This is a genomic window from Halococcoides cellulosivorans, assembly GCF_003058365.1.
Classification (GTDB): domain Archaea; phylum Halobacteriota; class Halobacteria; order Halobacteriales; family Haloarculaceae; genus Halococcoides; species Halococcoides cellulosivorans.
Map to the genome: position 1 here is coordinate 662075 of NZ_CP028858.1, position 25196 is coordinate 687270.

Sequence of the window (25196 nt, forward strand, 5' to 3'; positions counted from 1 at the left end):
TCTCTCCCGCCGGCCCCGTGACCAGGCCAACCGTTCGAGATGGCCCTGGCAGTATCACTCCGCGAGCGCTTCGTGGACCTTCTGAATCGGATGTGGCGGCTCGCTGCCCAGGAAGCTATCGAGTTGCCCACGACACGACGCCCCCGAGGCGACGGTGACCTCGCCAGGGGAGTCGCGAATCTGATCCATCAATAGCGACCCGATCGCACGGCTCAGCGAGTAGTGTTCGGCCTCGTAGCCGAAACTCCCGGCCATGCCACAACAGGTGCTGTCGAGGTTGTCCACCTCGTAGCCCGCGGTGCGCATCACGCTCGCGGCGTGGTGGGCGCGACTCGTGGATTTCTGGTGGCAGTGGCCGTGGTAGGTGATCGACTCCGCGGGCGCGTCGAAGGCGATCCCCGTATCCAGGTCGTTGACGTCGAGGTACTCCAGGACGCCGTAGGTGTTGGCGGCGACGCGTTCGACGTCGTCGCCCGAGAGCGCGTCGAGGTAGTCGGTCTGGAACATGACGGCCTCGCTGGGTTCGACGACGACCACATCGTTGCCCTCTGCGACCCGCGGGGCGAGCACGTCGACGTTGTGGCGGGCGTGCTCGGCGACCTTGTCGAGAAATCCCTTCGAGTGGGCGGCCCGGCCCGAGTCTTTCACGTCGGAGGGCACCTCGACGTGGACGCCGGCGGCGTTGAGCACACGCACGGCGGCCTTTCCGGCCTCGGGGTGGTTGTAGTTGGTGTACGTATCGGGGAAGACCAGGGCCCGATGCTCGGCGTCCGGCCCGACTGGCTGGTCGTAGCTCGCGAACCAGTCGACGAACGTCTCGCGGTGGAAGGTCGGGAACGATCGCTCGCGAGCGACCCCGAGGACTTTCTCGGCGATCAGGCCCGTCCCCGGGAGTTCCTGCGCCCAGTTCGAGACGGGTGCGGTGAGACTCGCGATCGGGAACAGGCGATCGACGTTGGCGAACACCCGATCGCGCAGCGATGGCCCGTCGCGCTCGTGGTGTTCGTGTTTGACTTCGGCTTTCAGCTTCGCGAGATCGACCTCGCTCGGGCAGTCTTTCGCACAGCCCTTACAGCCGATACAGAGATCGAGGACTTCGTCGAGGAACTCCTCGCTGGTGGGATCGGCGGGCAGATCGCCGCTCATCGCCTGCCGGAGCATGTTCGCCCGGCCCCGCGTCGCCGTGATCTCCTCTTCGGTCGCGCGGAAGGTCGGACACATCACGCCGCCCGTGGTCTCCTGGGGGCCACGACAGCCACCACAGCCGTGACAGAGTTCGACCATGCCCTGCATGCCGTTCTCGTTGTCCCATTCGAGCGTCGGCTCCAGCCCGAGATCGAACTCGTAGTCCGGATCGAACCGGAGGTGCTCGGTCATGTCGTGGTCGCCACAGACGTTGCCCGGGTTGAGCAGCCAGTCGGGGTCGAACGCCGTCTTCAACCCCTGGAAGGTGTCCCAGAGGTCGTCACCGTACAGCTTCCGGTTAAAGGGCGTCCGGGCGCGGCCGTCGCCGTGCTCGCCGGAGACACTGCCGCCGTACTCGACGACGAGATCGGTCGCGCGCTCGGCGATTTCCTCGAACTGGGCGAGCCCCTCGGTGGTCTTCGTGTTCACCAGCGGGCGGATGTGCAGACAGCCCGGGCCGGCGTGGGCGTAGAAGGCCGCGAACGTGCCGACGTCCTCCAGGAGATCCTGGAAGTCGGCGACGTACTCGGGGAGGTTCTCGGGCGGGACGGCGGTGTCCTCGATGAAACTCGCGTGTTTGGCGTCGGTCGTCCGCCCGAGGAGGATTGGATTCCCGCTCTTGCGGAGCTTCCAGAACCGCGAGCGTTCGTCGTCGCCGTGGGCCTCCTGGGCGTCGAACGCGTTGATCGCGGCGTCGGTCGTCGTCCGATCCGCACTCGGCTCCAGTTCGCTCGTGCCATCGTCCAGCCGATCGGCAATCAGGTCCGCGACCTTCTGGCGACCCTCGTCGTCGGTGTCGGCGTAGAACTCGACGAGCAGCATTGCGCCCGTCCCCTCGGGGACGATCGCGTCGACCAGCGGCCCGAACTCCTCGGTGTCGCCCGCGAGATCGAGCAGCGTGTCGTCGAGCACCTCGACCGCCGAGGGGTCGTGCTCCAAGATCGGCGCGACGTCTTCCATCGCGGCGATCAGATCGGGATAGGCCAGCAGCGCGAGTGATTTCGTCTCCGGGACGGGTTCGAGGCTGACCTCCGCTTCGGTGATCGTCGCGAGCGTCCCCTCGCTGCCCGCGAGCAAGCGTGCGAGGTTGACCGTCCCCGTCTCCGCCTCTTCGATCAGCCGATCGAGATTGTACCCCGAAACGTTGCGTTTCAGGTCGGGGAACCGCTCTTCGACGAGATCGCTGTCCTCGTCGATAATCCGGGCGACCTCGGCGTAGATCTGCGCTTCCAGATCGCCATCGGGATCGCCGTCCTCGCGGAGCCGGTCGACGTCCACCTCGCCGAACTCCGTGACGGTGCCGTCCGCGAGGACGACCTCACACGATTCGACGTAGGCGTCGGTCTTGCCGTACTTCAGCGAGTGCGACCCCGTGGAGTTGTTCCCGATCGCGCCCGCGACGGCGCTCTTGTCGCCGTAGGCGGGGTCGGGCGCGAACTTCAGGCCCTCGGAAGCGAACTCGGCGTTCATGTCGCCGATGTAGGTCCCGGCCTGGACGCGGGCGGTCTGGCCCTCCGGGTCGGTGCTGAGCACGTCGTCCATGTAGCGCGTGAAATCCAGGACGACGGCCTCGTTGACGGTCTGGCCGGCGAGACTCGTGCCGCCGCCACGCGGGAGCACGGGAATCTCGCGTTCGGCACAGTACCGCTGGATCGAGGCCACGTCGTCGGTCGTGCGCGGGAAGACGACCCCGACGGGCATGACCTCGTAGGCGCTGGCGTCGGTGGCGTACAACTGCCGCGAGTACTCGTCGAACCGGACGTCGCCTTCGATTCGATCCGTGAGGTCTGCGACCAGCCCCGGTCGGTGGACCGCTCCACCCTGATAGTCGTACTCGGCGCGGGTGTCGAGCGTCGGTTCCCCCGGGACCGACGGCCCGACACGATCCTTCGTTCCCATGAGACTGGACAACACCGGTAGCGTGATGAATCTCACGTTCTCGTGGACTGGGCCGCCGACTGGGCGTGGAGACCGACGGCCTCAGGGGACGAACGTGAACAGTGCGATCAGTCCGATCGGGATCCCGAGGACCGTCGCCGCCCAACCTCCCGAGATGTCGGCGTCACGGGCGAGCCCTCGCGTGAGCACCGCCCACTGCCAGGCGAGCACGACCAGCGAGACGAGTCCCAGTGGCCCACGGAGCGGTTCGAGGACCGTCCGATAGGTTTCGATCGCCGCCTCGGGGTGGTCCGGTGAGACCGTCACCCCGCTCAGGACGTACCAGAGCGCGCCGAGAGCGACCGCGAGCCGGACGAACTCGCCCAGCGACACCCACCCGGCCAGTGCAGCACTGCCACCGCCGGAGGGGTCACCGCCCGCGAGTCGCCCGCCCGCAAACACGACGATCGTTCCCAGACCCCACAGCAGGGGCGGGCCAGCGAGGGCGAACGGAACGTACCCGCCGACGGCCTCGTTCGCGATCACCTGCGGGTCGCGATCGATCGTCTCGGGGGCATCACAGTCCCAGACGTCCCCGGCCGAGGCGCTGTCGCCGTCACAGACCCACTCCGGCGGGTGCTCGGGATTGTCGACGGGGACCGGACCGTCGATGGTCCCTGCGATCGCTGCGCCGATCGCGACTACACTGGCCGCGGTCACGATCGAGAGCACGCCCACGAGCACGACCGCGACCCAGAGCAGTTCCTCGGGGCGGTCTGCGCCGACCAGTCGCCACGGTTCGAGAACCCACCCGACGACCTCGCTGCGATCCATACGACACCGACGGGCGAGCGGCGAAAAATGTCCGTCGATACGACGGTCTCAGTCGACCGCGACCCGTTCCGCGACCTCCAGCAGGCCGAGCCAGGAGTTCGCCCCCGCCCGGAGCGCGACGGGATCGGTCGCCTCGATCGAGATTTCGAGCGTCGCACCGTCGCGGTCGAGGATCGCCGCCGTGCGATCGGCGTCGATCGCGTCGATTTCGGGGGCGAGCGCACGCTCGACGCGTCGCGCGCGGTCGGCGTCGTCGTACTCCACCCGGACGACGGCAGAATCGGTCACGTCACTCCCTCGTTCGGTCGATTCGCTATTCCACGTCGACTTCTTTCACGTCGGGCGCGCGCTCTTTCAGGAGGATGCGATGCCCGCAGTACGGACACCGGACGCCGCCGTACGAGTCGAGTTCCACGTCGCGCTTACAGCGCGAACACTTGTAGGACATGAGTAGACTGATCGGGGCCGGACAGTTCAATCCTCGTCTTCGCCAAGCGCCGCACGGATCGACCGCCCGACGGTCTTCCCGGCAGGGGTCTCGGGGCGATACGCACCGCCGGTAAAGCGGTGCCCACAGGCGTCACACTCCCAGATCCCGGTGCCAGCGCGACCGACGCGCTCGTCACCGCAGTCGGGGCACTCGTGATCGGCGTTCATCTCGGATTCGATCTCGTCGACCCGCCGGCGCGCGACCCGGCCGTACCGGGCTCCGAACCGGCCCGCGCTCCCGGAGCTTGCGTTCGCCATAGTATCCATCGGTCGGCCGAGCGGGCCTAAAAACCTGTTGAGTCGAGCGCGGCCGGGGATAGCCGACCGCGGCGCTCGCCCGAGCGCTTTTCGCACCCGACCCCCAACGCCGGGCGTGGACGCCGATTCGGAGTTCGAGTTCGAACTCGCGGTCTGCCGGTGGGCCGAGCGGTCCTGGGACGCCGACGGGCCGGTCCTCGTCGGTCGCCAGGTCGGCACCCGCCACCGCCGGTTCGACACCGTGATCGTCGAGTGCGATCGTGAGGGCCTGCGCCGGCGCGCGCTGTTCGGCCCCGACCGGATCGACGACGACCTGCTCGACGTGATCCCGCACGCGCCCGCCGAGTGGGCGTGGTACCAGGACGCACTCCCCGATCCGGGCTATCCCTGGCGGTACGTCCGCGAGACGATTCATCGCGCGGACGACCGGGGGATCCTCGACGTGCGCAAGCGCGGGAATCGCCTCCAGATTCGCCGTCGCTGGCGGTACCCCGACTGGGTCGCACGCATCGTCGCGATCGAGAACAAACCCGATCTGGATGCGAGCGCCGCGGATCGTCTGGCCGCACAACTCGAATTCGACGTCGCGCTCGCGCTCGCCGACGAGGTCTGGGTCGCGACCGAGCGGGCGGGCGAGCGCGTCCCGCGCGCGCTCCTGGAGGATTTCCCCGTCGAAGCTGGCGTGCTCGTCGTCGAACGACGGCCGGACGCCGCGGTCGAGACCGTCTGGCAGCCCCGCACGCTGACCGATCGCCGCCCGGGCATTCGGATTCTCGACCGCGGTGGCGACCGCCACGCGACCCGCTTCGAGTACGCCGATGCCGACTGGACGGCGCGTCGCCGCCAGGTGATCGCCGAGCGGGTGTACGAGCGTGGCTGGCGGTCGTATCTCGACGGCCTCCGACCCGACTGTCGAAACTTCGAGTGTGTCTCTGTCGAGCGTGGCGTCGGCCCGCACTGTGACGCCTACGATCGGACGCCGACACCGAGTCAGTGTCGCGGCGCGTGTCCCGAGTTCACGCCCGAACCCCCGACCTGGCGCACGCGAGACTGGCCCATCGACGGCGGGCCGGGGCGTGGCGTCCGGCGCGTGCTCGACGCCCAGCGCCGCCGCGAGCGACCCGGCCTGGAGGAGTGAGGACAGCCTCGGCGAACGCGGTCGTCGTACCGACCGCGACGACGGAGCCAGACCTTTTGGGACCGCCGCGAAAACGTCCGCCATCAGATGGTCGAAGCACTCATCGTCGTCGGACTAGCCGTCGCCGTCTTCGTCGGGTTCAACATCGGGGGCTCCTCGACGGGCGTCGCGTTCGGCCCGTCGGTCGGGAGTCAGATCGTTCGGAAGACGACCGCCGCGGCGCTCTTTACGGCCTTCGCGTTCGTCGGCGCGTGGACGGTCGGACGGAACGTCATCACCACGATGAGCAGCGAAATCGTCGACAAAGCAGCGTTCACGCCGACGGCGAGCGTCGGTGTCCTCCTCTTTACCGGGCTGGCACTGCTGATCTCGAATCTCTACGGCGTCCCCGCCTCGACGTCGATGACCGCCGTCGGCGCGATCGTCGGCCTGGGACTCGCGACCGGGACGCTCAAAGCCGCGGAGATGTTCACGATCCTCTCGGCGTGGATCGTCGCCCCGCTGATCGCGCTGGCCATCGGGGCGGTCGTCGGCCGGTATCTCTACCCGTATCTCGACGCGCTGTTCGCGTTCGGGCGGCTGAGCGACCCGATCGTCGGCATCGATCGCTCGGGGACGATCCCACGGCCCAGGATCTCGGCGGACGTCCCACCGCGTGACCTGCTAGGATCGCTGCTGGTCGTCGCGATCGGCTGTTATATGGGCTTCAGCGCGGGCACGTCGAACGCCGCGAACGCGGTCGCGCCGCTGGTCGGCAACGGCGCGCTCAACGAGGGACCCCTCATCCTGCTGGCGGTCGGGGCGATCGGCCTCGGTGGGTTCACCATCGCGCGCCGAACGCTCGCGACGATCGGCAACGACATCACTGACCTCCCGATCCTCGCGGCGCTCGTGGTCTCGACGGTGGGTGCGACGATCATCACCGTGCTCTCCTGGCAGGGGATTCCCGCCAGCCTCGCCGTGAGCACGACCAGTTGTATCATCGGCCTGGGCTGGGGGCGGTCGAGTCGCGTCCAGACGCTGACCGAACTCGCGTCGCCGGCGGAACCGGGGCCCGGCCCCTCGATCGGCGCGCTCGCCGATCCGCCGACCGACGATCCGGAGACCCCCGCGAGTCCGACGGTCGGAGAATTGGCCGACGATGGGATCCCCGATCCACACGAACTGCGCGTCCCCGCCGCGGACGTGACCCCGATCGGTGAGCCACCCGCGGCAGCGCGTTCCGCCGAGAGCCTGTTCGATCCCGCGGCGACCGCGCGGATCGTCACGCTCTGGATTCTCTCGCCCGTCCTCGCGGTCGTCTCGTCGTATCTGCTCTTCGCGCTGGTGCTGTAGCGGACGACCGGCACATCGCAACCGGTCACTCCTCGCGGATCTCGATCTCCAGGGTCGCGGGATCGATCGCCAGGCCGAACGTCGGGACGAGGCGACGCTCGCGACGCGCCAGGCCACGACTCTCCAGGCGGTGTAATGCAGAGCGCACCTCGTCGACGGACGGATCGCGCCCCGCCTCCCGAACGGCTTGCAGCGTCGCGACCACACTCTGGGTGCGCTCGTCGGGCCCGGGGAGCGCCTCGATCACCGCGGCTTCGAACGCACTCACCTCGACGGCGCGTTCGTCGCTCTCGGCGAGTCGCCCGGCGTCGCGCAATCGCTCGCGGGCGGCCGCAGTCGCGCGGATCATCGAGTCCTCGTCACGATAGTAGTACTCCGAGAGGTCACCTTCGAGCGTGGCATGCACCTCGCTCCCGCCCGCGAGTTCCCAGCGATCGGCCAGTTCGGCGTTCTTCGTGGGTTCGAGGGCGACCAGGTCCTCGATCCGGTCGAGCGCGTCGTCGCTCATCGTCGCATAGCTCTGAGAGCCGGCCACCTACGCGTTCCGGTCGGCGGTGATCGCGGCGATTCGGTCGGCGACCGCGTCCCAGTGGCTGCCCCGCCAGAAGAACTGGCTGCAGTCCGGACACCGCCAGACGGGCCGTTCGTCCAGGTCCGGAACGCCGTCGGGCGTCGGCCCCGATTCGACGCGTTCGAGCACGCCGTTACACGCACTGCAGCGCCTCGGTACGTCGGGCAGCCCCAGGTCCAGCCCGCGGGCGGCGAGCTGGGAGAGTTGGGCGTCGGTGTCGGTCGCGGAGAGTGTGACCGCCCCGTCGCCCGCGCCGAGATCGCGATCGCGGGTGAGTAGCGCTCGCCCCTCGTCGTCGGCCAGCGCGCGGAGCGCGTCGTCGGCCTCGATCCCGCGATCGAGTGCGTACGCGGTGTCGTACCCACACATCCGCAGGATCGTCGCGAGCGAGCCACACATCACGTCGACCAGAAACGGGCCGTCGAGGGCGTCGTTCGGAGTTTCGGCGTCGTCGCCTCGATGCTCGTCCATGGCGACGACTCACGCATCCAGGACAGTCTCGACCGACTGGGCGTTCAGGACGTCGTCCGCCTCGGCCCAGCCCCGACGAGCGGTGTGGACGCCGTAGCGCACGAGATCCAGCGCGCTCGGGCGGTGGGCGTCGGTGTTGACGACGATCTGGGCCCCCGCTTCGAGCACGGTCCGGACCGCGCGCCCGCCCAGGTCGAGACGGCGTGGGTTGGCGTTGACCTCCAGGGCGGTGTCGTGCTCGGCGGCGACCTGGCCCAGACGGTCGAGATCGAGACCCAGGCCCTCCCGACCCAGGCGATAGGCGCCGGTCGGGTGGCCGATCACGTCGACGTGAGGGTGCTCGGCAGCGGCGACCAACCGATCGGTGCCCGGCCCCGAGAGGTCGTGGTGGGGCGAGGCGACGACGACGTCGAGACTCGCCAGCAGGTCGTCGTCGATCCCGATCGTCCCGTCGGGCGCGATGTTCGCCTCGACGCCCGCGAGCAGTCGGATGTCGACGGTATCGTCGAGTTCTCGAATCCGATCGCGGTGGGCGCGCAGTTCGTCGTCAGAGAGGCCGACGCCGCCGACGATCCCCGGCCCGGCGGCGTGGTCGGCAATGCCTAGATAGTCCAGTCCGCGCTCGGCGGCGGCCCGGGCCATCTCCTCGATGGTCGCATCGCCGTCGGAGGCGTCGGTGTGGACGTGGAGATCACCCCGCAGATCGCCCGCGTCGATCAGATCGGGCAGTTCGCCGTCCGCAGCGGCGGCGATCTCACCGCGGCCCTCGCGGAGTTCCGGTTCGATCGGCGGCAGATCGAGCGCGTCGTAGATCGCCGCCTCGTGCTCCCCGGCGATGCGCTCGCCCGCGCGCTGGTCGTCGTCTTCGACCCCCGGGACGTCGAACAGCCCGAACTCGTTGAGCTTCCAGTCCCGATCGATCGCGCGCTGGCGCAAGTCGACGTTGTGATCGCGACTCCCGGTGAAATACTGGGTCGCCGCACCGAACTCCCCGGGCGCGACCACGCGCAGATCGATCCGGACGCCACCGCTCTCGATCGCGGCCTTCTGATCGCCGGCCTCGATCGTCCGATCGGCCTCTGGCCAGTCGGTAAACGCCTCGACGATCGCCGCGCCCGACCCGCTCGCGACGAGCACGTCGACGTCGCCGACGGTGGGTTTCCACCGCCGGATCGACCCCGCCAGCGAGACCTCGTCGCTGTCCTCGTGAACAGCGAGATACTCACGAATCGCTTCGGCCCGGGGGCGGGCGCGGTCGAGACGCTCGCGCTCGCTCGCCCGGCGGGCGGTCTCGATGCCTGCGGCGATGTTCGCCTCGCTGGTCGGGCCGAACCCGTCGACGGTCTGGATCTCGCCGGCCTCTGCCGCGGCGTCCAGATCGTCGAGCGTCTCGATGCCGAGCGCGTCGTACAGTTGCCCGACGGTCTTCGGGCCGACGCCCTCGACGCGGGTGAGCGCGACGATATCGGCGGGCAACTCGTCTCGAAGGTCCTCCAGTTCGTCGATCGCGCCCGTCTCGACGAACTCGACGATCTTCGCCGCGATGGCGTCGCCGACGCGGTCGATCTCGCCGACGGCGTCTGTGCCCTCGCGAGCGAGGGCGTCGACCGATTCGGGGTGGGTGCGGACGTTCTCGGCGGCCCGGCGGTACGCCCGGGGTTTGTACTCGACCTCCAGAGCCTCCAGGCGGTCCGCGAACTCCTCCAGACGGTCCGCGACGGCGTCGTTGGTCGTCATCGCGCCCTCCCGTCGGCGTCCTCGTCGCCCCGGACCCGCTTCACGAACGACCGCCAGCGCTTGCGATCGGCCTGTTCGGCGGCCGTCGCCGCCGCTTCGATGTCGCTCTCGACGTCGAGGTGGGCCAGCGCCCGGTCGAGGCCGGCGATCCGGTCGGCGTACCGCTCGGCGGTCTCGTGGTCGACACGGTCCTCGACGATCGCCTCGCGGAGTCGGGTCCGCTCGCGGCGCACCCGCGTCCGGAGGTCGGTGCGGCGGTCGGCGTCGAGGTGCTCCGCTCGGCGGACGAGATCGGCCAGCGGGAGCGTCTCACCGTCGATCTCGATCGATTCGGGGACCGTCGCGCCGACGCTCGCGCCCTCGCGGTCGATCCGGTCGAGCAACGCCCGGCGCTCCTGCTCGCGCATGGCAGAGCGAGGGGCGGCCACGACCAAAAAGCCACGCTCGCGGTGACCACACGGCGGCGTATCCACAACCCCTTTTGTGCCTGACCGCCCAGGACCCACCAATGGCACTGTGTGACGAGTGTGGAGCCGAGGAGAACATGCCCTACCAGTGTCGCCACTGCGGAGGGACGTTCTGTGCGAGCCACCGGCTCCCAGAGGCCCACGACTGCCCCGGCCTGGAGGACTGGGGCGACCCCGGCGGCGTCTTCGACAGCGGGTTCGACGACTCGGTGACCGAGACCGACCAGAGCCTGCTCGACCGGATCGGTCTCTCGGCGGGCCCGGGTGGTCCACTGGCCTATTTCCGAGGGAACATGACGTACGTGTTCCTGGCGCTGATGTGGATAACGTTCGTCCTGGAGTTTCTCGTGCCGTTCCCGATGGGCGGTCCGACCTGGGGGGCGATCTTCACCATCTCGGAGGCCCACCCGCTGTACGTCTGGACCTGGGTCACCTCGATTTTCGCTCACGGCGGGTTCAATCACATTCTCGGCAACAGCATCGTGATCTTCTTTTTCGGCCGGATTACCGAGCGGTACATCGGCTCGCGAGACTTCACACTCCTCTTTCTCGGCAGTGGGATCCTCGCCGGCCTCGGCCAGATGGCGATCTTTTTCGTCCAGCCTGGCGACCCCGGTGCGGCACTCGGCGCGAGCGGCGCGGCGCTCGCGATCATGGGTGTGCTGACGATCCTGAACCCGAGTCTGCGCGTCTATCTGTACTTCATCGTGCCGATCCCGCTGTGGGTCATCACGATCTTCTACGCCGGGATCAGCGTCACGGGCGTCCTCAGTGGGATGGGGAACGGCGTCGCGGACGGCGCGCACCTCGTCGGCCTGGTGATCGGCCTGCTGTATGGACTCTACGTCCGCGATCGGGTCTCGCTCCCGGGTGAGCTCCAGCTCGGCGGCGGTGGTGGGCCCGGGCGACGCCGCGGCGGCGGGTTCTGATGGGCGCGCCCGCCTGGCCCGACGCCGACGCCGACCACGAGGATCTCCTCGCGATCCAACACCGAGTCGCTGAACGGGCAGTCTTCGAGGATGCGGGTGCTCCCACGCCGACAGCGGTCGAACGGGCGGTCCACGGCGGTCGGAACTCGCCGGTCGTCGTCGGCGTCGATCAGGCCTTCGACGGTGACGACGCCGTCAGCGCCGCGGTCGCGATGGCCGACGGGCGCGTGATTGAGCGGGCGACCGCCGAGCGGGAGACGACGATTCCGTACATTCCGGGGCTGTTGAGCTTTCGGGAGGGGCCTGCAGTCGAAGCCGCGATCGAGGCGCTGACTGTCGAGCCCGATCTCCTCCTGATCGACGGCAGCGGGCGGATCCACTACCGCCAGGCGGGCCTGGCGACACACATCGGCGTGGCCGTCGAGACGCCCGCGGTCGGCGTCGCGAAGGCCCTGCTCTGTGGCCGCCCGCGGGAATCGCTCGCCGGTCGCCGCCCCGCGGGCGTCCAGATCCCGATCGAGGCCGACGACGAGGTGACCGCCCCCGAGGGGACGATCGTCGGCCACGCGGTCCAGACCCGGCAGTTCGATTCGCCGCGAGCGATCAACCCCGTCTTCGTGAGCCCGGGCCACCGCGTCGGCCACCGGCGGGCCGCCCGGATCGGGCTCGCGGCGTGTGACGGGTACAAACTCCCCGAGCCGATTCGACTCGCCGACCACGCCGCGGGACGGGCCACCGAGTGAGGACCGAGCGCGGGCGATCGTACCCGACCGGAGCGATCCCACCGCCGACCGGGACCATTAGGTGGGCCCCGCCCGGCCTCGCGATATGGCGACCGTACTCATCACGGGAGCGTCCTCGGGGATCGGAGCCGCGACCGCCCGACGCTTTCTCGCGGCTGGCTGGGACGTGATTGCGACGGCGCGCGATCCAGACGACTGTGCGGACCTCGCAGAGCGAGGGGCTCAGACCGCACGACTCGACGTGACGGAGCCACGCACGATCGAGCGGACGGTCGACGACATCGACACCCTCGACTGTGTCGTCAACAACGCCGGTGTCGGCCAGTTCGGGCCCGTCGAGGACGTGCCGGCGGACGCGCTGCACGACCAGTTCGACGTGAACGTCTACGGCCCGCATCGCGTCGCCCGGGCGGCCCTGCCCGCCCTCGCCGAATCGAACGGGCGGATCGTCACCGTCTCCTCGATCGCCGCACGATTCGGCGCGCCAGGCATGGGCGCGTACTGTGCGTCGAAGGCCGCGATCGAGCGGCTCTCCGATGCGATGCGTGCGGAACTGCGCCCACACGGCGTCGAGGTCGTCTTGATCCAACCGGGGCCCGTCGAGACCGAATTCGCCGACCGCGCCGACGCCTCGCGAGCGAACCTTGAACGAAGCGGGCGGTACAATCGCGTCTATCAGATGCAAGACGACCGCCGATCGCTCGAATACGACAGCACGTTTGGGGTCGAACCCGACCGCGTGGCGAGTGCGATCACCGACGCCGCGACGGTGTCGGACCCGCCGGCACGCGTTCGGGTCGGTCCGCTCGCGACGCTCTCACGGCTGATCGAGTGGTTGCCCGCGCGCTGGCAGGATCGGGCGTTCGATCTGGCGGTCGGCGGCCTCGATCGGATTCCGGGGACCTGAGCCACGGGGCCCGAACCGGCAGGTCAGGCCGTCGCGTTCTCGATGGCGTCCTCGATGGCGGACGCGAGGTCCTCGGCCTGCGTGACGCCGATGAACCGATCGACGATTTCCTCGTCAGTCTCGACGATCAGCGTCGGGAGCGACCGCACCTGATACTCGTTGGCACGGTCCTGTGCTTCGTCGACGTCGATCCGTTCGACCGCGAGGTCCGCGTATTCGGATTCGAGGTCCTCGACGATCGGTTCTTGGGTCTTACACGGCCCACACCAGTCGGCGTAGAAATCCAGGAGTCGAACCGTCATGTGCCGCCACGGTTCGCCCACTGTCTCAATAAGGGTTTCCACTCCGGCGGTGGCCCCGCCACCGCTCGATTCGACTCGTGTCCGGTCTCCCGAATCGAAACGGATAAACGGGCCGTCGGGTAATCTCGGACCAAGCCGAGGTAGCCTAGCCTGGCCAAGGCGCCTGCTTCGAGAGCAGGTCTCCTCACGGACTCGGGAGTTCAAATCTCCCCCTCGGCGTTTTGTCGAGATTTGAGCCCAGGAAGACACAGCCCGCGCAGCGAACGGAGTGAGCAGGACTGTCTTCCTCCGGTTCAAATCTCCCCCTCGGCGTTTCGTCGAGATTCGAACGAGGGAATCGAGCCCCGCGAGATTCGCGTGGTTCAAATCTCCTCCTCGGCGTTTTGTCGAGATTCGAACGAGGGAATCGAGCCCCGCGAGATTCGCGTGGTTCAAATCTCCCCCTCGGCGTGTCCCCGGGAGTTCGATGAGACCAGCAGGCAGAGCCATTCGGTCGGCAGAAATCGATCGCCGTCCAGGGGCATCGGAACGATGAAATGTGGGCTCTCCGAAGCGTATGTCGATGGAGATCGACCGCCGGACGGCGATCGTTCTCGTGGTGACCGTCGTCGGCATCGTCGGCCTCGTCCTGGCCGCGGGGACGCTGACCGATCCGGCGACGAGCGAAGGAACCAGCGGCGTAGGTGGGCTCGACGGTGAGCGCATCGGCTTCCCCTCGGAATCGGGCGAAAGTTCGAACACGGGCCGTTCGCTCGGTGACCCGCCCGCTGCGATCGTGCTCGCGATCGCGGTGCTCGCGACCCTGGTGCTAGTGTACGCCACGCTCGACGACCCGGACAATTCCATGCGCGCCGCAGTCCTGGTGACCGTCGGCATTATCAGTGCCATTCTCGTCGCCGCCGCGACATTTCGCGGGTGGGTGGGCCAGCGGCCCGCACCGAACCAGTCGCTCAACCTCTCGATGCTGCGCGGCTCTCTCCCGGGGGCTCCCGGACCGCCGAGCGGAACCGAGACGACGACGAGCCTGCCGGTCGAACTGTGGGCGATCGTTGGCGGCGTCGGTGTCGTCGCGGTGCTCGTGATCGTCGTCCTGAGCAGCGACGACTCGCCCGACGACCCCCAGACGGAACGGACACGACAGAGTGACGCCGACACTGCCGTCGCAGCGGTTCGCGAAGCGGCCGGTCGGGCGCATGACCGACTCGCGAGTGGGGCTGCGCTGGACAACGCCGTCTATCGGGCCTGGGCGGAGATGGTCGACGCCCTCGACGTGGGTGACCCCGAGACCACGACGCCACAGGAGTTCGCGACCCACGCCATCGAGGCCGGGATGGATCGGTCGGCCGTCGAGGATCTGACGCTGTTGTTCGACGAGGTCCGGTACGGCGACCGACCGGTGACCGACGAGCGCGAACGGCGGGCCCGGGAGACGCTGACCGCGATCGCTGTGGAGGACGACCGATGAGCACCCTGCGATCGGACCGGGCTGGCGATCGGTTGGGCGCGGCGACGATCGGAATCGCCGCCGCGATCGGTGTCGGAGCGATCGTCGCCGCTGTGGTCGTCGTCCGCTGGCCCGAGGCAGTGCCGAACACCCCGGAGACGTACATCTTCGTTTGGGTGGTCGGGATCGCCGCGATCGTCTGGGGAGCCAATCGGCTGCGATCGACGACGCGTGTGGACCGATCCGCGGCAGCCCTCCCGGAGGTCGAGGCGCGATCGATCGGAACGGTTCCCGGCGAGCCGGTCGACAGCGTCTTGGAAACGACGTCGCGCGACCCGTTCCGGCGGCATCGACAGCACTCGGCGGTCCGCAAACGGCTCCGTGACGCTGCCGAGAACGTCCTCGCGACGCGTCCCGACGTGGTCGACGACCCCGAGGCAGCGCTCGACCGTGGGGCCTGGACCGACGACGACCTCGCCGCCTCGGTGTTCACCGGCGAGGAGATCCCCGACCGACTCGTCGACCGGATCGACCTCCGGAGCGGCGAGATCGCCGTCCCGTTTGCCGAGCGGGTGGCCCGTGCGGTCGACGCCCTCGGTCGGCTGGCGGGCGTCACGCCGTCCGCCGGGGCAGACCCACCGGACGTGGACGACGAGGACCTGCCGGCGGCGGTCGTCAAATCGACGAACCGCTGGCGTGGCGTCGGCGCGTTCGCGCTGATCGCGCTCGGGGTCGGCGCCATCCTTTCGCGTCCGGGACTGATTCTCGCCGCGGCGGCGATGGCAGGAGTCGCGGGCTACGCCACGCTCTGGGGCGATCCGTCTGTCACCCTCGACGTCGAGCGGACCATCGAGCCCGAACGGCCCGCGCCCGGCGAGTCCGCGACCGTCACGCTGCGGGTGACCAACGTCGGTGAGTCCTGGCTGCCGGACCTCCGCATCGTCGACGGCGTTCGGACTGCGCTGGCCGTCACCGACGGACACGCCCGGCGATCGACGGCGCTCCGGCCCGGCGCGACGACGACACTCACCTACACCGTCGAGGGGCCACGCGGGCAGGTTCAGTTCGACGATCCAGTCGTCGTCGCCCGCTCGGCCAGCGGGGCGCGCGAGCGTGTCACCCGTCCGGCCGTCGAGGGACAGGCAACGATCACCTACGCGTTCGATCGAGATCCCGAGACGCCCGTCTCGCTGCGCGCACACGCCAGTCGGCAGGTCGGTCGACTCCTGACCGACGACGCAGGCCCCGGGGTCGAATTCCACTCGGTCCGGGAGTACCAGCCGGGCGATCCACTCCGGCGGATCGACTGGCGGCGGCTGGCTCGGGACGGCGACCTCGCGACCGTCCAACAGCACGCCGAACGGGCCGCGACGGCGGTCGTCCTGATCGACGCGCGCCAACCGGCGTACGTCACGGCCGACCCGTCGGGCCCTTCGGCGGTCGACCAGAGCGTCATCGCGGCGGCGGAGCTGATCGACAGCGTCCTCGGGGCCGACCACCGGGTCGGCCTGGCGGCACTCTCGCCCCGGGCGTGTTGGGTCGAGCCCGCCGGCGGATCGAGTCATCGAGCCCGGACGCTCGACACGCTGGCGAGCAGCGCGGCGTTCGGCCCGACGGCTCCCGAGGCCCCGTTCCTCCTGGACGCCGGAATCGCGGCGCTCGTCGAGCGCCTGCCCGCCGACGCTCAGGTGATCGCGTTCAGCCCACTCGCTGACGACGCGAGCGTCGAAATCTTTCGCTCGATCGAGGCGAGTGGCCATCCTGTGACCGTCGTCAGCCCGACCCCGACCGTCGGTGGGTCGCCGGGCCGTCAGCTCGCAGCGATCGAGCGTCACCAGCGGCTCGCGATCTGTCGACGGGCCGGACTGCGAACCGTCGACTGGGATGGTGACGAACCGCTGCGGATCGCGCTCGAACGGGCCCGTCGGCGGTGGTCGCGATGAGTCTCGACGAGCGCCCGCCACTCGCCGCCGTCGCGCTCGTCACCGCCATCGGAACGGTCGCGACAGTCGCGATGGTCCCATCGGGCACGCCGCTGCTGGCGGGCGCACTCGGAACGACGCTCGCAGCGGCCGGCGTCGCGCTGGGATCGCGCCGTCTCCTGGCGAGCGGGGCCGTCGCCGTCGGGGCTGGCACCCTCGCGGCTGGACTGTACGGCCTGGGTGGGATCGGGACCGCGACCGCAGGACTCGGGTGTCTGCTGGTGTGGGACGTGGGCGAGCAGGCGATTTCGGTGACGGCCCACGTCGGACGTGGTGGGCGACCGATGGCTGCGATCGGCGTTCACGCCGCCGCCTCGACGGTCGCCGCAGGGGGCGTCCTCGCCGTCGTCACGGGCCTCGCCAGCCGGACGACGGGGGGCCAGCCGATCGTCGCCCTGGTGCTCGCACTGGTCGGTGGACTGTTCGTCGTGGGATCGCTTCGCCTCTAGGTCAGGCCGACGCCACACCGGTCATCTGGCCGCCATCGGCTCTCCGCTCCGGTCGAGGTCGAGAATCCGACGGACGGCCTCGCGCTCGCCGTCGGGGATCTGACTCCACTCGACGGTGTCGGTGTCGTACAGGAAGGCCCAGACGTTGCAGTCGCCGTCGACGACGTGGTGTTCGAAGTCGTTCGAGAGCACGCGCATGCGCATCTTGCCCGCGTCGGAGACGTAGAGCAGCCCCTCGCTGTGGTCGGCGGAGTTGCCCGCCTGGGCCTGCAGGACGAAATCGCGCTCGCGTTCGGTCAGGCCCAGCGCCTCGACGGCGTCGTCACCGATGTCCTGGTGGCGCATCAGGACGCGAATGTCACACTGGTCGTAGATCTCCTTGGCCCGCGGATCGCCCATGAACTCGTCGACGGTCTGGCTGATGAGTGTCAGGCCACTGCCGTAGTGACGGCTGTGCCGGGCGAACAGGTTGAGCATCTCCAGGGCCTGGTCGTGGCCGAGCATGTAGTGCGCCTCGTCGATCATCACGACCATGTTCTCGGTCGAGCTTTTCGCGCGCTGGAACAGCCAGTCCAGCACGATGTGCATGATCAACCCCTCGTTCGACCCGTCCGCCACCGCCGAGAGGTCGAACTGCACGACGCGGTCGTCGAGTCCGACCGTCGTCTCGCCGTTGAGATTCGACCGCTGACCACCCTCCGTGAAGTCTTCGAGGCCGAGCAGGACGCTCCTGGCGTAATCAGCGATGCGTTCGGCGTGTTCGGTCTGGTCGAGCGTTTCGGTGTCGATCGTCGTGATCTCTGCCGCGACCGTCTCCGGCACGTCCAGAAATTCTGCGGGCGGTCGCCCACTGGCCATCTTGTCGAGCACGTCGAGGACGTTCCCGATCGTCGGACTCGGACGGTGATGTGTGCTCACGTCTTTCGTGATCCCCTGTTCGAGATACGCGAACCGGATCGCCCGTCTCGAAAGCAAGATTGACGGGCTAGCCGAGGGTGGCGGCAGTGGAACCTCCTACCTCGAAGCCGCCGCCAGCGATGGCGTCAAAAGCGCCATCGGTGGCGCTGCCATGGGGAGTATCCTCGGTCCCGGCGGCACACTCGCCGGGGCCGCCGGCGGGGCTATCTTCGGCGCTGCGAAAGGCGTCGCTGGCGAGTGGGGCGGAAACGTCGCCTCGCGACTCGGCGATGGCGACTCACTCGTCGGCGCTGCCAGAGGGGCGACCGGCGACCTCACGTCCGAAGTCAGCTCCGACTGGACCGACTTCGAGATGAGTGAGGGGCTCACCGGGAAGTTGAGTGAGTATGTCGGGATGGGTGGGGCGGATGACCACAGTAGCAATGATTACTAATCAAATTATGAAAACTGAAATACTTGGAACGAGAGACATTGACATAGGTGTTGAGGTCATTGACCAACAGGAAGTAAGGCATGTCGTTCAAGTGAGGTGGGATGGCGGGATCGAGAAACATACCGTAGATAAAAATACCTACCCCCACGCCGTCGAGGACCGCACCCTGGACGAGCAGAAGGTCATGACCCAAACCAGCCACCGCGCGAAACTCGCCGCCCAGCGCGAGTTCCCCGACGCCGACATTCTCGATCCCGAGTGGGTCCCCGAACAACTCGAACGTGCGATCGAGGCGATTCAGGCCATGCCCGTCGATCGCTTTGCCGCCGAGTTCGGCACCTACTACCGGTACGTCACCGCCACCTACGAGGACACTGACGTGCCGGAGGGCAGCGCCGAGGGCATCTACCAGCCCTTCCTCGTCACCGACGACAACGAGATCGAATACGTCCCCACGCCCGTCGTCCAGTACGAGGACCTCGCCACCGGCGAGTCCCAGATGACACACCGCGAGTCCCGCTTCGAGGAGTTGGTGGACGAACCGCGCTTCACCAAATTCACCGCCACGCTCCCACCGCTTGAGATCGACGACGGAGCCTATGAGTTCCCCGAGGGATTCCAGATCTTCCTCATCGAGCACTTCGGCGCGAAGATTCGCGATGTCTATCGCCACGTTGGCGAGGACCCACCCGAACCCTACGACGAGGCCGACGGCATCGGCAAGTTCCTCACCGCGGCTGACGACGAGTACTACCGCGACTTCATCGAGATGATTCAGTAGCGACGAGGCTGGCTGTGAGTTCTCCAGAGGAATTTTTGTCGCGGGGAGAGTTTCCTGAACCGTGAGCGTCGCCGTCAGCAGTCCCGCGCTCGCCCCATCCCTGAGCCGGGCGTCTTTCCCGTCCATTGATGACCCCTACCGACTGGGCCAGCGCGCGCTCGCCGCCCTGATCCTCCTCGTCGCCGTCAACCCCTCGCTCACCGGCGGCGGGACCGAATACGGCCTCATGGCCTACGTGCTCATGGCCCACAACGCCGCCATCGACTACATTCTCAATCCCGCCGACCTCTTCGATTTCACACTCGTCGATATCAGTGCCATCACCGGTCTCCTCGCCGCTGGGGGTGCCGCTGGCGGGGCCGCCATCGGCCTGGCCGCACTCTCCGGGGGCACGCTCGCCATCGCCATCATCGGCCTGTTCGTCCTCATCGGCGCCCTCGTCGGTCTCGGCCTCCTCTTCATGTACTTCCTTTTGATCTCCCGCCAGATCGTCGTCTACCTCACCATCGCCATTTTGCCGCTCTTGCTCACCTTCTGGGTGTTCGACGTCGGTCCCATGAAGTACGGCAAGAAGCTCTCCGATAAGCTCTTCAAGGCCACCGGGATGCTCATCCCGCTCGGCCTCATCATTGCCGCACTCTTCCGTCTCGGCGTCGAACTCATCAAGGTCAACAACATCGACTTTGGCGTCGCCAACGAGACGTCCGCCAGCGCCGCGGGCGGGGCCGCCCCCGTCGCCACCGACGCCGCCTTCAACTCCAGTTCCGCCTCGATGGTCACCACCATCCAGCAGATCACCTTCCCCTTCGGCGGGATGCTCGCCATCGCCATGATCGTCACCATGCTCATGCTCGGCGCGCTCTCCACGGCCGGCATGGGCGCTGCGGCGAATATGGCCGCCGGGCTGGCCAAGAAGGGCGCTCGTGGGGGCAAGCGGGTCGGCTCGAAGGCCACGAATCGCCTCGGTGGCTCCGATAGCGCGCTCATGGGCACGATGGGCGGGTTCGTCCCCGGCATTGGTGAGGGCGACGACGACAGCCAGTCGTTCTCCAGCAACACCGGCATGGACGACTCCATCGCAGACGCGCCAGAGCCGGTTGCCGCCGCTGGCGACACCGCCGGCCAGGAGTACGCCGACGTTCCCGACGACGGACAGACTAGCCAGATCGACTCGACCGGAACGTCCGACTCGACCGGCACGGCCGACGACGCGGCCGTCGTCGCTGGGACTGAGGCGACCCAGACTGGCGACAGCACCGACGAGCGTGCCAGCACTGGTGGGAGCCCAGGGAGTCCGCCACCTGACGACGGCGAGACTGGCGCGAGTGAGGGCACGAGCGACGACGGGCCTTCGACGCGCGACCTCGAACAGCGCATCGCAAAACTCGAATCCAAAATCGAGTCGCTGGCCGACGAGAGCACCGCCGCGGCGACCGCACCGGCTGGGCCCGACGAGACGAGCGAGGCCGACGCAGAGAGTGATGACGGTGAGCCCGACCCGCTGGATGTCGATCCCGAAGAGGCCGACGCCGACGGCCTCGTCCAGTCGGACGAGTACTATCTCGATGCCGCCGATGGCGATCGCAAGAAAGCACGCGATCTGAAACGCAAGGATCTCGTCGTCCAGCGCCTGGCCGACGACGGCGATATTCCGATCTCGAAGGAAGTCGCCGAAGAGAGCATCAAAGACAAGTTTGGTGACTGGTACAACGACGGCATCGAGAAGATAGAAGACGGGACCGTCGGCGATGCACTCTCCGATTCGCGAGTCCTCTCGACGCTCAGCGTCCCGGCGAGCGAAGTCGCCGGCCCAGTGGCTCGCGTGGGTGGCGAGGCCGTCGGGCAAGTCCTGGGCATTCCTGGAGTCGGTGATGCCGCCGAGGCCGCGGGTCGTGTCGCGCCGTTCGGCGCAGCCGCGTTGAAGCAAGGTGGCTGGGGCATGGCGGTAGCGGTCGGGCGACGGGGAGCCGCGAAGGCCCACGACACCGTCGCGTCCGGGTTCGGGACGGCCGTCGAAGTGGGCGGCAACCGGGTCAGGGGTGTCAAACAGCGCCTCAGTCGCGGTGGGTCCGATCCCGATGGGTCGGATGGGCCAGATGAGTCTGAGGCCAATACCTCAGAGAATCGATTCGAAGGAACCGAAGATGATGAAGACGACTCAACGGGCAGTGAGTAATTAGTGTTAATTATGGATGGCAGTGTAAATCTCAAAATCCTTGGGAAGGACGACAAGGCAATTGGCGTTGAAGTAATAGACGAACATGACATACGACATATTGTCAATGTGGAATGGAGCGGTGACATAGAAAAGCACAACCACGAAGAAGGGAGTTATCCGACAAAGCCCGCAGACCGATCCGAAGAAGAACAAGCCCTGATGGGGCAAGTTGAGGCGCTCGCGAAATACTACGCCCACCTGGAGTTCCCGGAGGAGGACATCCTCGATCCGATGTGGGACCCCCAGCACGTCGCTCGTGGCCTCGACGCACTGCTCGACTACCCGCTCGAGACGTTCAACGAGCAGTTCCGCGAGTACTACGAGGCGATTCGGGACCCACTGTCGCGGATCGACGCCCCTGCTGACGAGATCCTCGTGGATACGATCCGCGTCCGCAAGACGTTCACGCTGACCGAGGACGACCAGATCGGTGAGGTCGAACCGACGACGATCAACTACATCCACGACGACCGCGGCGAGATCGCGGAAGGGCCCGGGATTCGCGAGTTCGAGGACCGCATCCTGTTGAGTCTCCCCCAGATGGACTTTGCCGACGACTTCGCGTTCGAGTCGGAGTTCAACGAGGTCATCGTCGCGCATCTGATGGCCCAGATCCGGGATATCTACTGGAACATGGGGCTCGAACCACCCGAGGAGTACATGGTCGAAGGGGTCGGGAAGATGACGATCCACGGCGACGGCATCGACAAATCGCCCAGTGCGAGTGCCGACGAGGTCCTCGAGTAGTCGCGATCGACGCGGATTTTCGATTGGCGTGAGTCAGGCCATCGGCGGCAGACTCGCCGGAGCATCCGCAGTGTGGTCCGGGCCGAAGATTGGCGAGGCGGTGCTGAACTCGGAGGTCGCGACCGAAGTCGCCACCTCAGAGGCCGCCCAGACGGCTGTCGAACACGCCCCAGAGGCGATGGATGCGGCGGCGAACGATCCGGTGACAGCGGTGGCGAGCACGGGGGCCTTGCTGTCGTTCGCGGCAGTCTCGTCGTTCGCGGCCAATCGGACGATCGGTAACGTGCCGAACGCGGCGCGGAACTCCTACAACCGAGTGGCCGATATGAAGACGCGGGCGACCGAGACGATCACCGATACGCTCGGCCGCGGGAGTGACGAGAAACAGCGCACGGACGACTCGGATGTGGCGGATGACTCCGGTGATGGCCTCATCTTCACTGACAACGACGATGATGACGGTGACGATTCCAAACCATGAATGCAGAATTCAAGGGAGAAAAAAAGGGACGAATTGGTATTTTAGTAACCGATAAGAAAGGGTACGAGCACCAAATAGAATTGTCAAAGTCAGGGGAAGTAGAGTACCACGGAACCGACGACTATCCCCACCACCCCGAAGACCGAACGCAGGAAGAACACGCGCTGATGGGCCAGGTCGAGGCCGTCGCCAAGTTCTACGCCCACAACCAGTTCCCGGAGGCAGACATCCTCCATCCGATGTGGGACCCCGACCACGTCGACCGTGGCCTGGACGCCATCCTCAACTACCCGATGGACGAGTTTCTCCCCGCGTTCAGGGAGTATTACGAGGCGTTGCGAGAGCCATTCTCGGTGATCGACGTCGACCGCGAGAACATCGACGAGTCGACGATCCTCGTTCACAAGACGTTCACGATCACCGACGACAACCGCGTCGACGAGATCGAACCGCTCTGGATCAGCTATCGGGAGCCTGACGGCACCGAGAAGACGATCGGTGACCGGCCGACCGACTTCGAGGATCGCATCCACCTGTTCATGCCGCCGCTTGCGTTCGACGAACAATTCGATTACGAGGCCGAGTTTACCGACGTTATCGTCACCAATCTGATGGCCCAGATTCGAGATATCTATCTCAACATGGGGCTGAAACCGCCAGAGGCCTACGACGTTGTGGGGAACGGCAAGCTGAAAATCCATGGTGACGGCATCGACACCCGACCGAGCGCGAGTGTCGACGACGTTGTCGATCGGTGAGCGGACAATCGGGCAGTCTCCGATGCCGGCCTCGACAGTTCCATGGCCGACGTGTCGGACAATCTTTCATCGGTGACGACTCTTGTCAGGGGAATTCAGAGGGACAGACCGGCCCGACTGCCGTCGCCGGTGCCGTCTGCATGCGCCCTGGTTATCCCCGGCTGCACGGCCATGTGTTATAATTATGAGTAATTATATCCCGCTCTGGCTCTTATCTGGGGTCGATGACCCCCGACCGCCCGCCGTTCGGCATCGACCACCTCACCGTCGTCCCCGACAACGCCGACGAGTCCCGGTCCGACCGCCGGGAGCGCGGATCGACTGACGCCGATTAGTGACTGACGTCACGAAAAGAACTTTGATGTGGGCTTCTCCGGTAGACCCCGTATGGGACTCATCGATCGGTTGCGGTCGAGCGACGGACCACGGGTCGCCTTCTTCGGCATCGACGGGGTGCCCTACAGTCTGATCGAGGACAACCCGGACGTCTTCGAGAACCTCACGGCGATCGCAGAGGAGGGATCGGGCGGCGCTATCGACAGCATCGTGCCGCCCGAGTCGAGTGCGTGCTGGCCGGCCCTCACGACGGGCCTGAACCCCGGCGAGACGGGGGTCTACGGCTTTCAGGACCGCGAAGTCGATTCGTACGACACCTACGTGCCGATGGGGCGGGACGTCCAGGCCACCCGGCTGTGGGATCGCGTCGAGGACGCTGATCGTTCCGCGACGGTGATGAACGTGCCCGTGACCTTCCCGCCACAGCGTGACGTCCAGCGGATGGTCTCGGGCTTTCTCTCGCCGGGCATCGAGGAGGCGGCCTATCCGGACGAGTTGCGCGATACCCTCCTGGGGATGGACTACGAGATCGACGTCAACGCCAAACTCGGTCACCAGGCCGACAAGACCGAGTTCATCAAGGACGCCCACGCGACGCTCGACGGGCGCTACGAGGCCTTCGAACACTACATCGAGGCCGACGACTGGGATCTGTTCTTCGGCGTGTTCATGACGACCGATCGGGTGAACCACTTCCTGTTCGAGGACTACGAACACGACGGCGAGTACCGCGAGGAGTTCCTCGACTTCTATCGGCAAGTCGACGAGTACATCGGATCGCTCGTGGATCTCCTGCCCGACGACGTCACGACGGTCGTCGCGAGCGACCACGGGTTCACCACGCTGCACCACGAAGTGCATCTCAACGAGTGGCTCCGCCGGGAGGGGTGGCTGTCCTATCAGGACGACCACGAGGCACTCACCGACATCGCGGACGACACGACGGCGTACTCGCTGATTCCCGGGCGGTTCTATCTCAATCTCGACGGCCGTGAACCGCGTGGGTCCGTTCCCGACGAGGAGTACGACGACGTGCGAGACGACCTGAAAGACGCCCTCGCTGACCTCGAAGGCCCCGACGGCACACCGGTCGCTGACGAGATCTACACCAAAGAGGAGGTTTACCGCGGCGACCACAGCGACATCGCACCGGACCTCGTCGTCGTTCCCAACCACGGGTTCGATCTCAAGGCTGGGTTCAAAGGCGCCGATCAGGTGTTCGATACCGGGCCACGCAACGGGATGCACAGCTTCGACAACGCGACCCTCGTGACCGATGACCCCGACGCTCGGATCGCTGAGACCGATCTGTACGACATCGCGCCGACGCTGCTCTCGATGATGGACATCGAGTACGAGCGCGCGTCGATGGACGGATCGAGTCTGGTCTAGGCTGCCCTGCCAA

26 protein-coding genes and 1 tRNA gene are annotated in these 25196 nt (G+C 67.2%); 16 read left to right on the forward strand and 11 right to left on the reverse strand.

Features of this window, described 5'->3' with window-relative positions; translation table 11 throughout:
- Window positions 1-54 precede the first annotated feature (54 nt).
- From HARCEL1_RS03135 to HARCEL1_RS03155, 5 genes are all read right to left on the reverse strand, one after another.
- Entirely contained in the window at window positions 55-3084 is a 3030-nt protein-coding gene (locus tag HARCEL1_RS03135) for an FAD-binding and (Fe-S)-binding domain-containing protein (RefSeq protein WP_108381148.1), read from the reverse strand.
- A gap of 81 nt (window positions 3085-3165) precedes the next feature.
- Window positions 3166-3897, reverse strand: a complete 732-nt coding sequence (locus HARCEL1_RS03140; protein ID WP_108381149.1) for a YIP1 family protein — start codon at window positions 3895-3897, stop codon at window positions 3166-3168.
- A 48-nt stretch (window positions 3898-3945) separates the two neighbouring features.
- Window positions 3946-4185 carry a KEOPS complex subunit Pcc1 gene (locus HARCEL1_RS03145; protein WP_108381150.1) on the reverse strand — a complete coding sequence of 80 codons (240 nt, stop codon included), beginning with the start codon at window positions 4183-4185 and terminating at the stop codon, window positions 3946-3948.
- A gap of 25 nt (window positions 4186-4210) precedes the next feature.
- Window positions 4211-4345, reverse strand: a complete 135-nt coding sequence (locus HARCEL1_RS03150) for a DNA-directed RNA polymerase subunit P (protein WP_108381151.1) — start codon at window positions 4343-4345, stop codon at window positions 4211-4213.
- Between the two features lie 26 nt (window positions 4346-4371).
- Entirely contained in the window at window positions 4372-4644 is a 273-nt protein-coding gene (locus HARCEL1_RS03155) for a 50S ribosomal protein L37ae (protein WP_108381152.1), read from the reverse strand.
- Between the two features lie 115 nt (window positions 4645-4759).
- Between HARCEL1_RS03155 and HARCEL1_RS03160 the strand changes: the two genes are divergently transcribed.
- The gene (locus tag HARCEL1_RS03160) at window positions 4760-5782 is read left to right on the forward strand and encodes a DUF5787 family protein (RefSeq protein WP_108381153.1); all 1023 of its coding nucleotides are present in this window, start codon (window positions 4760-4762) and stop codon (window positions 5780-5782) included.
- An 87-nt stretch (window positions 5783-5869) separates the two neighbouring features.
- Window positions 5870-7117 carry an inorganic phosphate transporter gene (locus HARCEL1_RS03165; RefSeq protein WP_108381154.1) on the forward strand — a complete coding sequence of 416 codons (1248 nt, stop codon included), beginning with the start codon at window positions 5870-5872 and terminating at the stop codon, window positions 7115-7117.
- A 25-nt stretch (window positions 7118-7142) separates the two neighbouring features.
- On the opposite strand, the gene HARCEL1_RS03170 is transcribed toward HARCEL1_RS03165, so the two are convergent.
- From HARCEL1_RS03170 to HARCEL1_RS03185, 4 genes are read right to left on the reverse strand one after another with little or no spacing between them, the layout of a single operon-like run.
- Window positions 7143-7625, reverse strand: a complete 483-nt coding sequence (locus HARCEL1_RS03170; RefSeq protein WP_108381155.1) for a DUF5797 family protein — start codon at window positions 7623-7625, stop codon at window positions 7143-7145.
- A gap of 27 nt (window positions 7626-7652) precedes the next feature.
- Window positions 7653-8159, reverse strand: a complete 507-nt coding sequence (locus HARCEL1_RS03175; RefSeq protein WP_108381156.1) for a Mut7-C RNAse domain-containing protein — start codon at window positions 8157-8159, stop codon at window positions 7653-7655.
- A gap of 9 nt (window positions 8160-8168) precedes the next feature.
- The gene (locus tag HARCEL1_RS03180) at window positions 8169-9896 is read right to left on the reverse strand and encodes a helix-hairpin-helix domain-containing protein (protein ID WP_108381157.1); all 1728 of its coding nucleotides are present in this window, start codon (window positions 9894-9896) and stop codon (window positions 8169-8171) included.
- Window positions 9893-10303, reverse strand: coding sequence for a DUF5788 family protein (locus tag HARCEL1_RS03185; RefSeq protein WP_108381158.1), 411 nt, complete (start codon window positions 10301-10303; stop codon window positions 9893-9895). Before HARCEL1_RS03185 ends, HARCEL1_RS03180 begins: the two co-directional genes overlap by 4 nt.
- Window positions 10304-10404: 101 nt before the next feature.
- Here HARCEL1_RS03185 and HARCEL1_RS03190 point away from each other — a divergent pair, with 101 nt between their 5' ends.
- The 3 genes from HARCEL1_RS03190 (at window position 10405) to HARCEL1_RS03200 (ending at window position 12942) form a co-directional block, all read left to right on the forward strand.
- Window positions 10405-11292 (forward strand): rhomboid family intramembrane serine protease, encoded by an 888-nt coding sequence (locus HARCEL1_RS03190; protein ID WP_108381159.1) that lies wholly within the window; start codon window positions 10405-10407, stop codon window positions 11290-11292.
- On the forward strand, window positions 11292-12035 hold the full coding sequence (locus HARCEL1_RS03195) for an endonuclease V (protein ID WP_108381160.1): 744 nt from the start codon (window positions 11292-11294) through the stop codon (window positions 12033-12035). Before HARCEL1_RS03190 ends, HARCEL1_RS03195 begins: the two co-directional genes overlap by 1 nt.
- A gap of 85 nt (window positions 12036-12120) precedes the next feature.
- A complete protein-coding gene (locus HARCEL1_RS03200; RefSeq protein WP_108381161.1) occupies window positions 12121-12942 on the forward strand; it encodes an SDR family oxidoreductase in 822 nt (273 codons plus the stop codon).
- A gap of 23 nt (window positions 12943-12965) precedes the next feature.
- Here the strand turns inward: HARCEL1_RS03200 and HARCEL1_RS03205 are convergent, their stop codons facing one another.
- A complete protein-coding gene (locus HARCEL1_RS03205; protein ID WP_108381162.1) occupies window positions 12966-13244 on the reverse strand; it encodes a thioredoxin family protein in 279 nt (92 codons plus the stop codon).
- Between the two features lie 134 nt (window positions 13245-13378).
- On the opposite strand from HARCEL1_RS03205, the gene HARCEL1_RS03210 reads away from it, so the two are divergent.
- The 4 genes from HARCEL1_RS03210 (at window position 13379) to HARCEL1_RS03225 (ending at window position 17119) form a co-directional block, all read left to right on the forward strand.
- A tRNA-Ser gene (locus HARCEL1_RS03210) sits at window positions 13379-13463 on the forward strand.
- Between the two features lie 343 nt (window positions 13464-13806).
- On the forward strand, window positions 13807-14709 hold the full coding sequence (locus HARCEL1_RS03215; protein ID WP_159076998.1) for a DUF4129 domain-containing protein: 903 nt from the start codon (window positions 13807-13809) through the stop codon (window positions 14707-14709).
- The gene (locus tag HARCEL1_RS03220; RefSeq protein ID WP_108381164.1) at window positions 14706-16631 is read left to right on the forward strand and encodes a DUF58 domain-containing protein; all 1926 of its coding nucleotides are present in this window, start codon (window positions 14706-14708) and stop codon (window positions 16629-16631) included. Before HARCEL1_RS03215 ends, HARCEL1_RS03220 begins: the two co-directional genes overlap by 4 nt.
- Window positions 16628-17119 (forward strand): DUF7519 family protein, encoded by a 492-nt coding sequence (locus HARCEL1_RS03225; protein WP_159076999.1) that lies wholly within the window; start codon window positions 16628-16630, stop codon window positions 17117-17119. The genes HARCEL1_RS03220 and HARCEL1_RS03225 overlap by 4 nt, the downstream gene beginning before the upstream one ends.
- A 21-nt stretch (window positions 17120-17140) precedes the next feature.
- Here HARCEL1_RS03225 and HARCEL1_RS03230 read toward each other — a convergent pair whose 3' ends face one another.
- A complete protein-coding gene (locus HARCEL1_RS03230; RefSeq protein WP_233357392.1) occupies window positions 17141-18037 on the reverse strand; it encodes a type IV secretory system conjugative DNA transfer family protein in 897 nt (298 codons plus the stop codon).
- On the opposite strand from HARCEL1_RS03230, the gene HARCEL1_RS13615 reads away from it, so the two are divergent.
- The 7 genes from HARCEL1_RS13615 to HARCEL1_RS03265 all read left to right on the forward strand — a co-directional run bounded on the left by HARCEL1_RS13615 (window position 18030) and on the right by HARCEL1_RS03265 (window position 25183).
- Entirely contained in the window at window positions 18030-18470 is a 441-nt protein-coding gene (locus tag HARCEL1_RS13615) for a hypothetical protein (RefSeq protein ID WP_174182905.1), read from the forward strand. The two genes, HARCEL1_RS03230 and HARCEL1_RS13615, sit on opposite strands and share 8 nt — an antisense overlap.
- Before the next feature lie 184 nt (window positions 18471-18654).
- Window positions 18655-19251: a hypothetical protein gene (locus HARCEL1_RS03240; RefSeq protein ID WP_159077000.1), complete on the forward strand. Its 597-nt coding sequence runs from the start codon at window positions 18655-18657 to the stop codon at window positions 19249-19251.
- A gap of 61 nt (window positions 19252-19312) precedes the next feature.
- A complete protein-coding gene (locus tag HARCEL1_RS03245) occupies window positions 19313-21427 on the forward strand; it encodes a hypothetical protein (RefSeq protein ID WP_108381168.1) in 2115 nt (704 codons plus the stop codon).
- Window positions 21428-21628: 201 nt separating this feature from the next.
- A complete protein-coding gene (locus tag HARCEL1_RS03250) occupies window positions 21629-22216 on the forward strand; it encodes a hypothetical protein (RefSeq protein ID WP_108381169.1) in 588 nt (195 codons plus the stop codon).
- 100 nt (window positions 22217-22316) lie between these two features.
- A complete protein-coding gene (locus HARCEL1_RS03255; protein ID WP_159077001.1) occupies window positions 22317-22697 on the forward strand; it encodes a hypothetical protein in 381 nt (126 codons plus the stop codon).
- A gap of 80 nt (window positions 22698-22777) precedes the next feature.
- A complete protein-coding gene (locus tag HARCEL1_RS03260; protein ID WP_233357393.1) occupies window positions 22778-23455 on the forward strand; it encodes a hypothetical protein in 678 nt (225 codons plus the stop codon).
- A gap of 387 nt (window positions 23456-23842) precedes the next feature.
- Window positions 23843-25183: an alkaline phosphatase family protein gene (locus HARCEL1_RS03265; RefSeq protein WP_108381172.1), complete on the forward strand. Its 1341-nt coding sequence runs from the start codon at window positions 23843-23845 to the stop codon at window positions 25181-25183.
- The last annotated feature ends 13 nt before the right edge of the window (window positions 25184-25196 follow it).

What these genes read in the sequence shown, in the direction of transcription:
- HARCEL1_RS03135 (WP_108381148.1), bottom strand. Translation starts at nt 3,084, where the DNA reads ATGGGAACGAAGGATCGTGTCGGGCCGTCGGTCCCGGGGGAACCGACG.
- HARCEL1_RS03140 (WP_108381149.1), bottom strand. Translation starts at nt 3,897, where the DNA reads ATGGATCGCAGCGAGGTCGTCGGGTGGGTTCTCGAACCGTGGCGACTG.
- HARCEL1_RS03150 (WP_108381151.1), bottom strand. Translation starts at nt 4,345, where the DNA reads ATGTCCTACAAGTGTTCGCGCTGTAAGCGCGACGTGGAACTCGACTCG.
- HARCEL1_RS03155 (WP_108381152.1), bottom strand. Translation starts at nt 4,644, where the DNA reads ATGGCGAACGCAAGCTCCGGGAGCGCGGGCCGGTTCGGAGCCCGGTAC.
- HARCEL1_RS03165 (WP_108381154.1), top strand. Translation starts at nt 5,870, where the DNA reads ATGGTCGAAGCACTCATCGTCGTCGGACTAGCCGTCGCCGTCTTCGTC.
- HARCEL1_RS03170 (WP_108381155.1), bottom strand. Translation starts at nt 7,625, where the DNA reads ATGAGCGACGACGCGCTCGACCGGATCGAGGACCTGGTCGCCCTCGAA.
- HARCEL1_RS03175 (WP_108381156.1), bottom strand. Translation starts at nt 8,159, where the DNA reads ATGGACGAGCATCGAGGCGACGACGCCGAAACTCCGAACGACGCCCTC.
- HARCEL1_RS03180 (WP_108381157.1), bottom strand. Translation starts at nt 9,896, where the DNA reads ATGACGACCAACGACGCCGTCGCGGACCGTCTGGAGGAGTTCGCGGAC.
- HARCEL1_RS03185 (WP_108381158.1), bottom strand. Translation starts at nt 10,303, where the DNA reads ATGCGCGAGCAGGAGCGCCGGGCGTTGCTCGACCGGATCGACCGCGAG.
- HARCEL1_RS03190 (WP_108381159.1), top strand. Translation starts at nt 10,405, where the DNA reads ATGGCACTGTGTGACGAGTGTGGAGCCGAGGAGAACATGCCCTACCAG.
- HARCEL1_RS03195 (WP_108381160.1), top strand. Translation starts at nt 11,292, where the DNA reads ATGGGCGCGCCCGCCTGGCCCGACGCCGACGCCGACCACGAGGATCTC.
- HARCEL1_RS03200 (WP_108381161.1), top strand. Translation starts at nt 12,121, where the DNA reads ATGGCGACCGTACTCATCACGGGAGCGTCCTCGGGGATCGGAGCCGCG.
- HARCEL1_RS03205 (WP_108381162.1), bottom strand. Translation starts at nt 13,244, where the DNA reads ATGACGGTTCGACTCCTGGATTTCTACGCCGACTGGTGTGGGCCGTGT.
- HARCEL1_RS03215 (WP_159076998.1), top strand. Translation starts at nt 13,807, where the DNA reads ATGGAGATCGACCGCCGGACGGCGATCGTTCTCGTGGTGACCGTCGTC.
- HARCEL1_RS03220 (WP_108381164.1), top strand. Translation starts at nt 14,706, where the DNA reads ATGAGCACCCTGCGATCGGACCGGGCTGGCGATCGGTTGGGCGCGGCG.
- HARCEL1_RS03225 (WP_159076999.1), top strand. Translation starts at nt 16,628, where the DNA reads ATGAGTCTCGACGAGCGCCCGCCACTCGCCGCCGTCGCGCTCGTCACC.
- HARCEL1_RS03240 (WP_159077000.1), top strand. Translation starts at nt 18,655, where the DNA reads ATGACCCAAACCAGCCACCGCGCGAAACTCGCCGCCCAGCGCGAGTTC.
- HARCEL1_RS03250 (WP_108381169.1), top strand. Translation starts at nt 21,629, where the DNA reads ATGGGGCAAGTTGAGGCGCTCGCGAAATACTACGCCCACCTGGAGTTC.
- HARCEL1_RS03265 (WP_108381172.1), top strand. Translation starts at nt 23,843, where the DNA reads ATGGGACTCATCGATCGGTTGCGGTCGAGCGACGGACCACGGGTCGCC.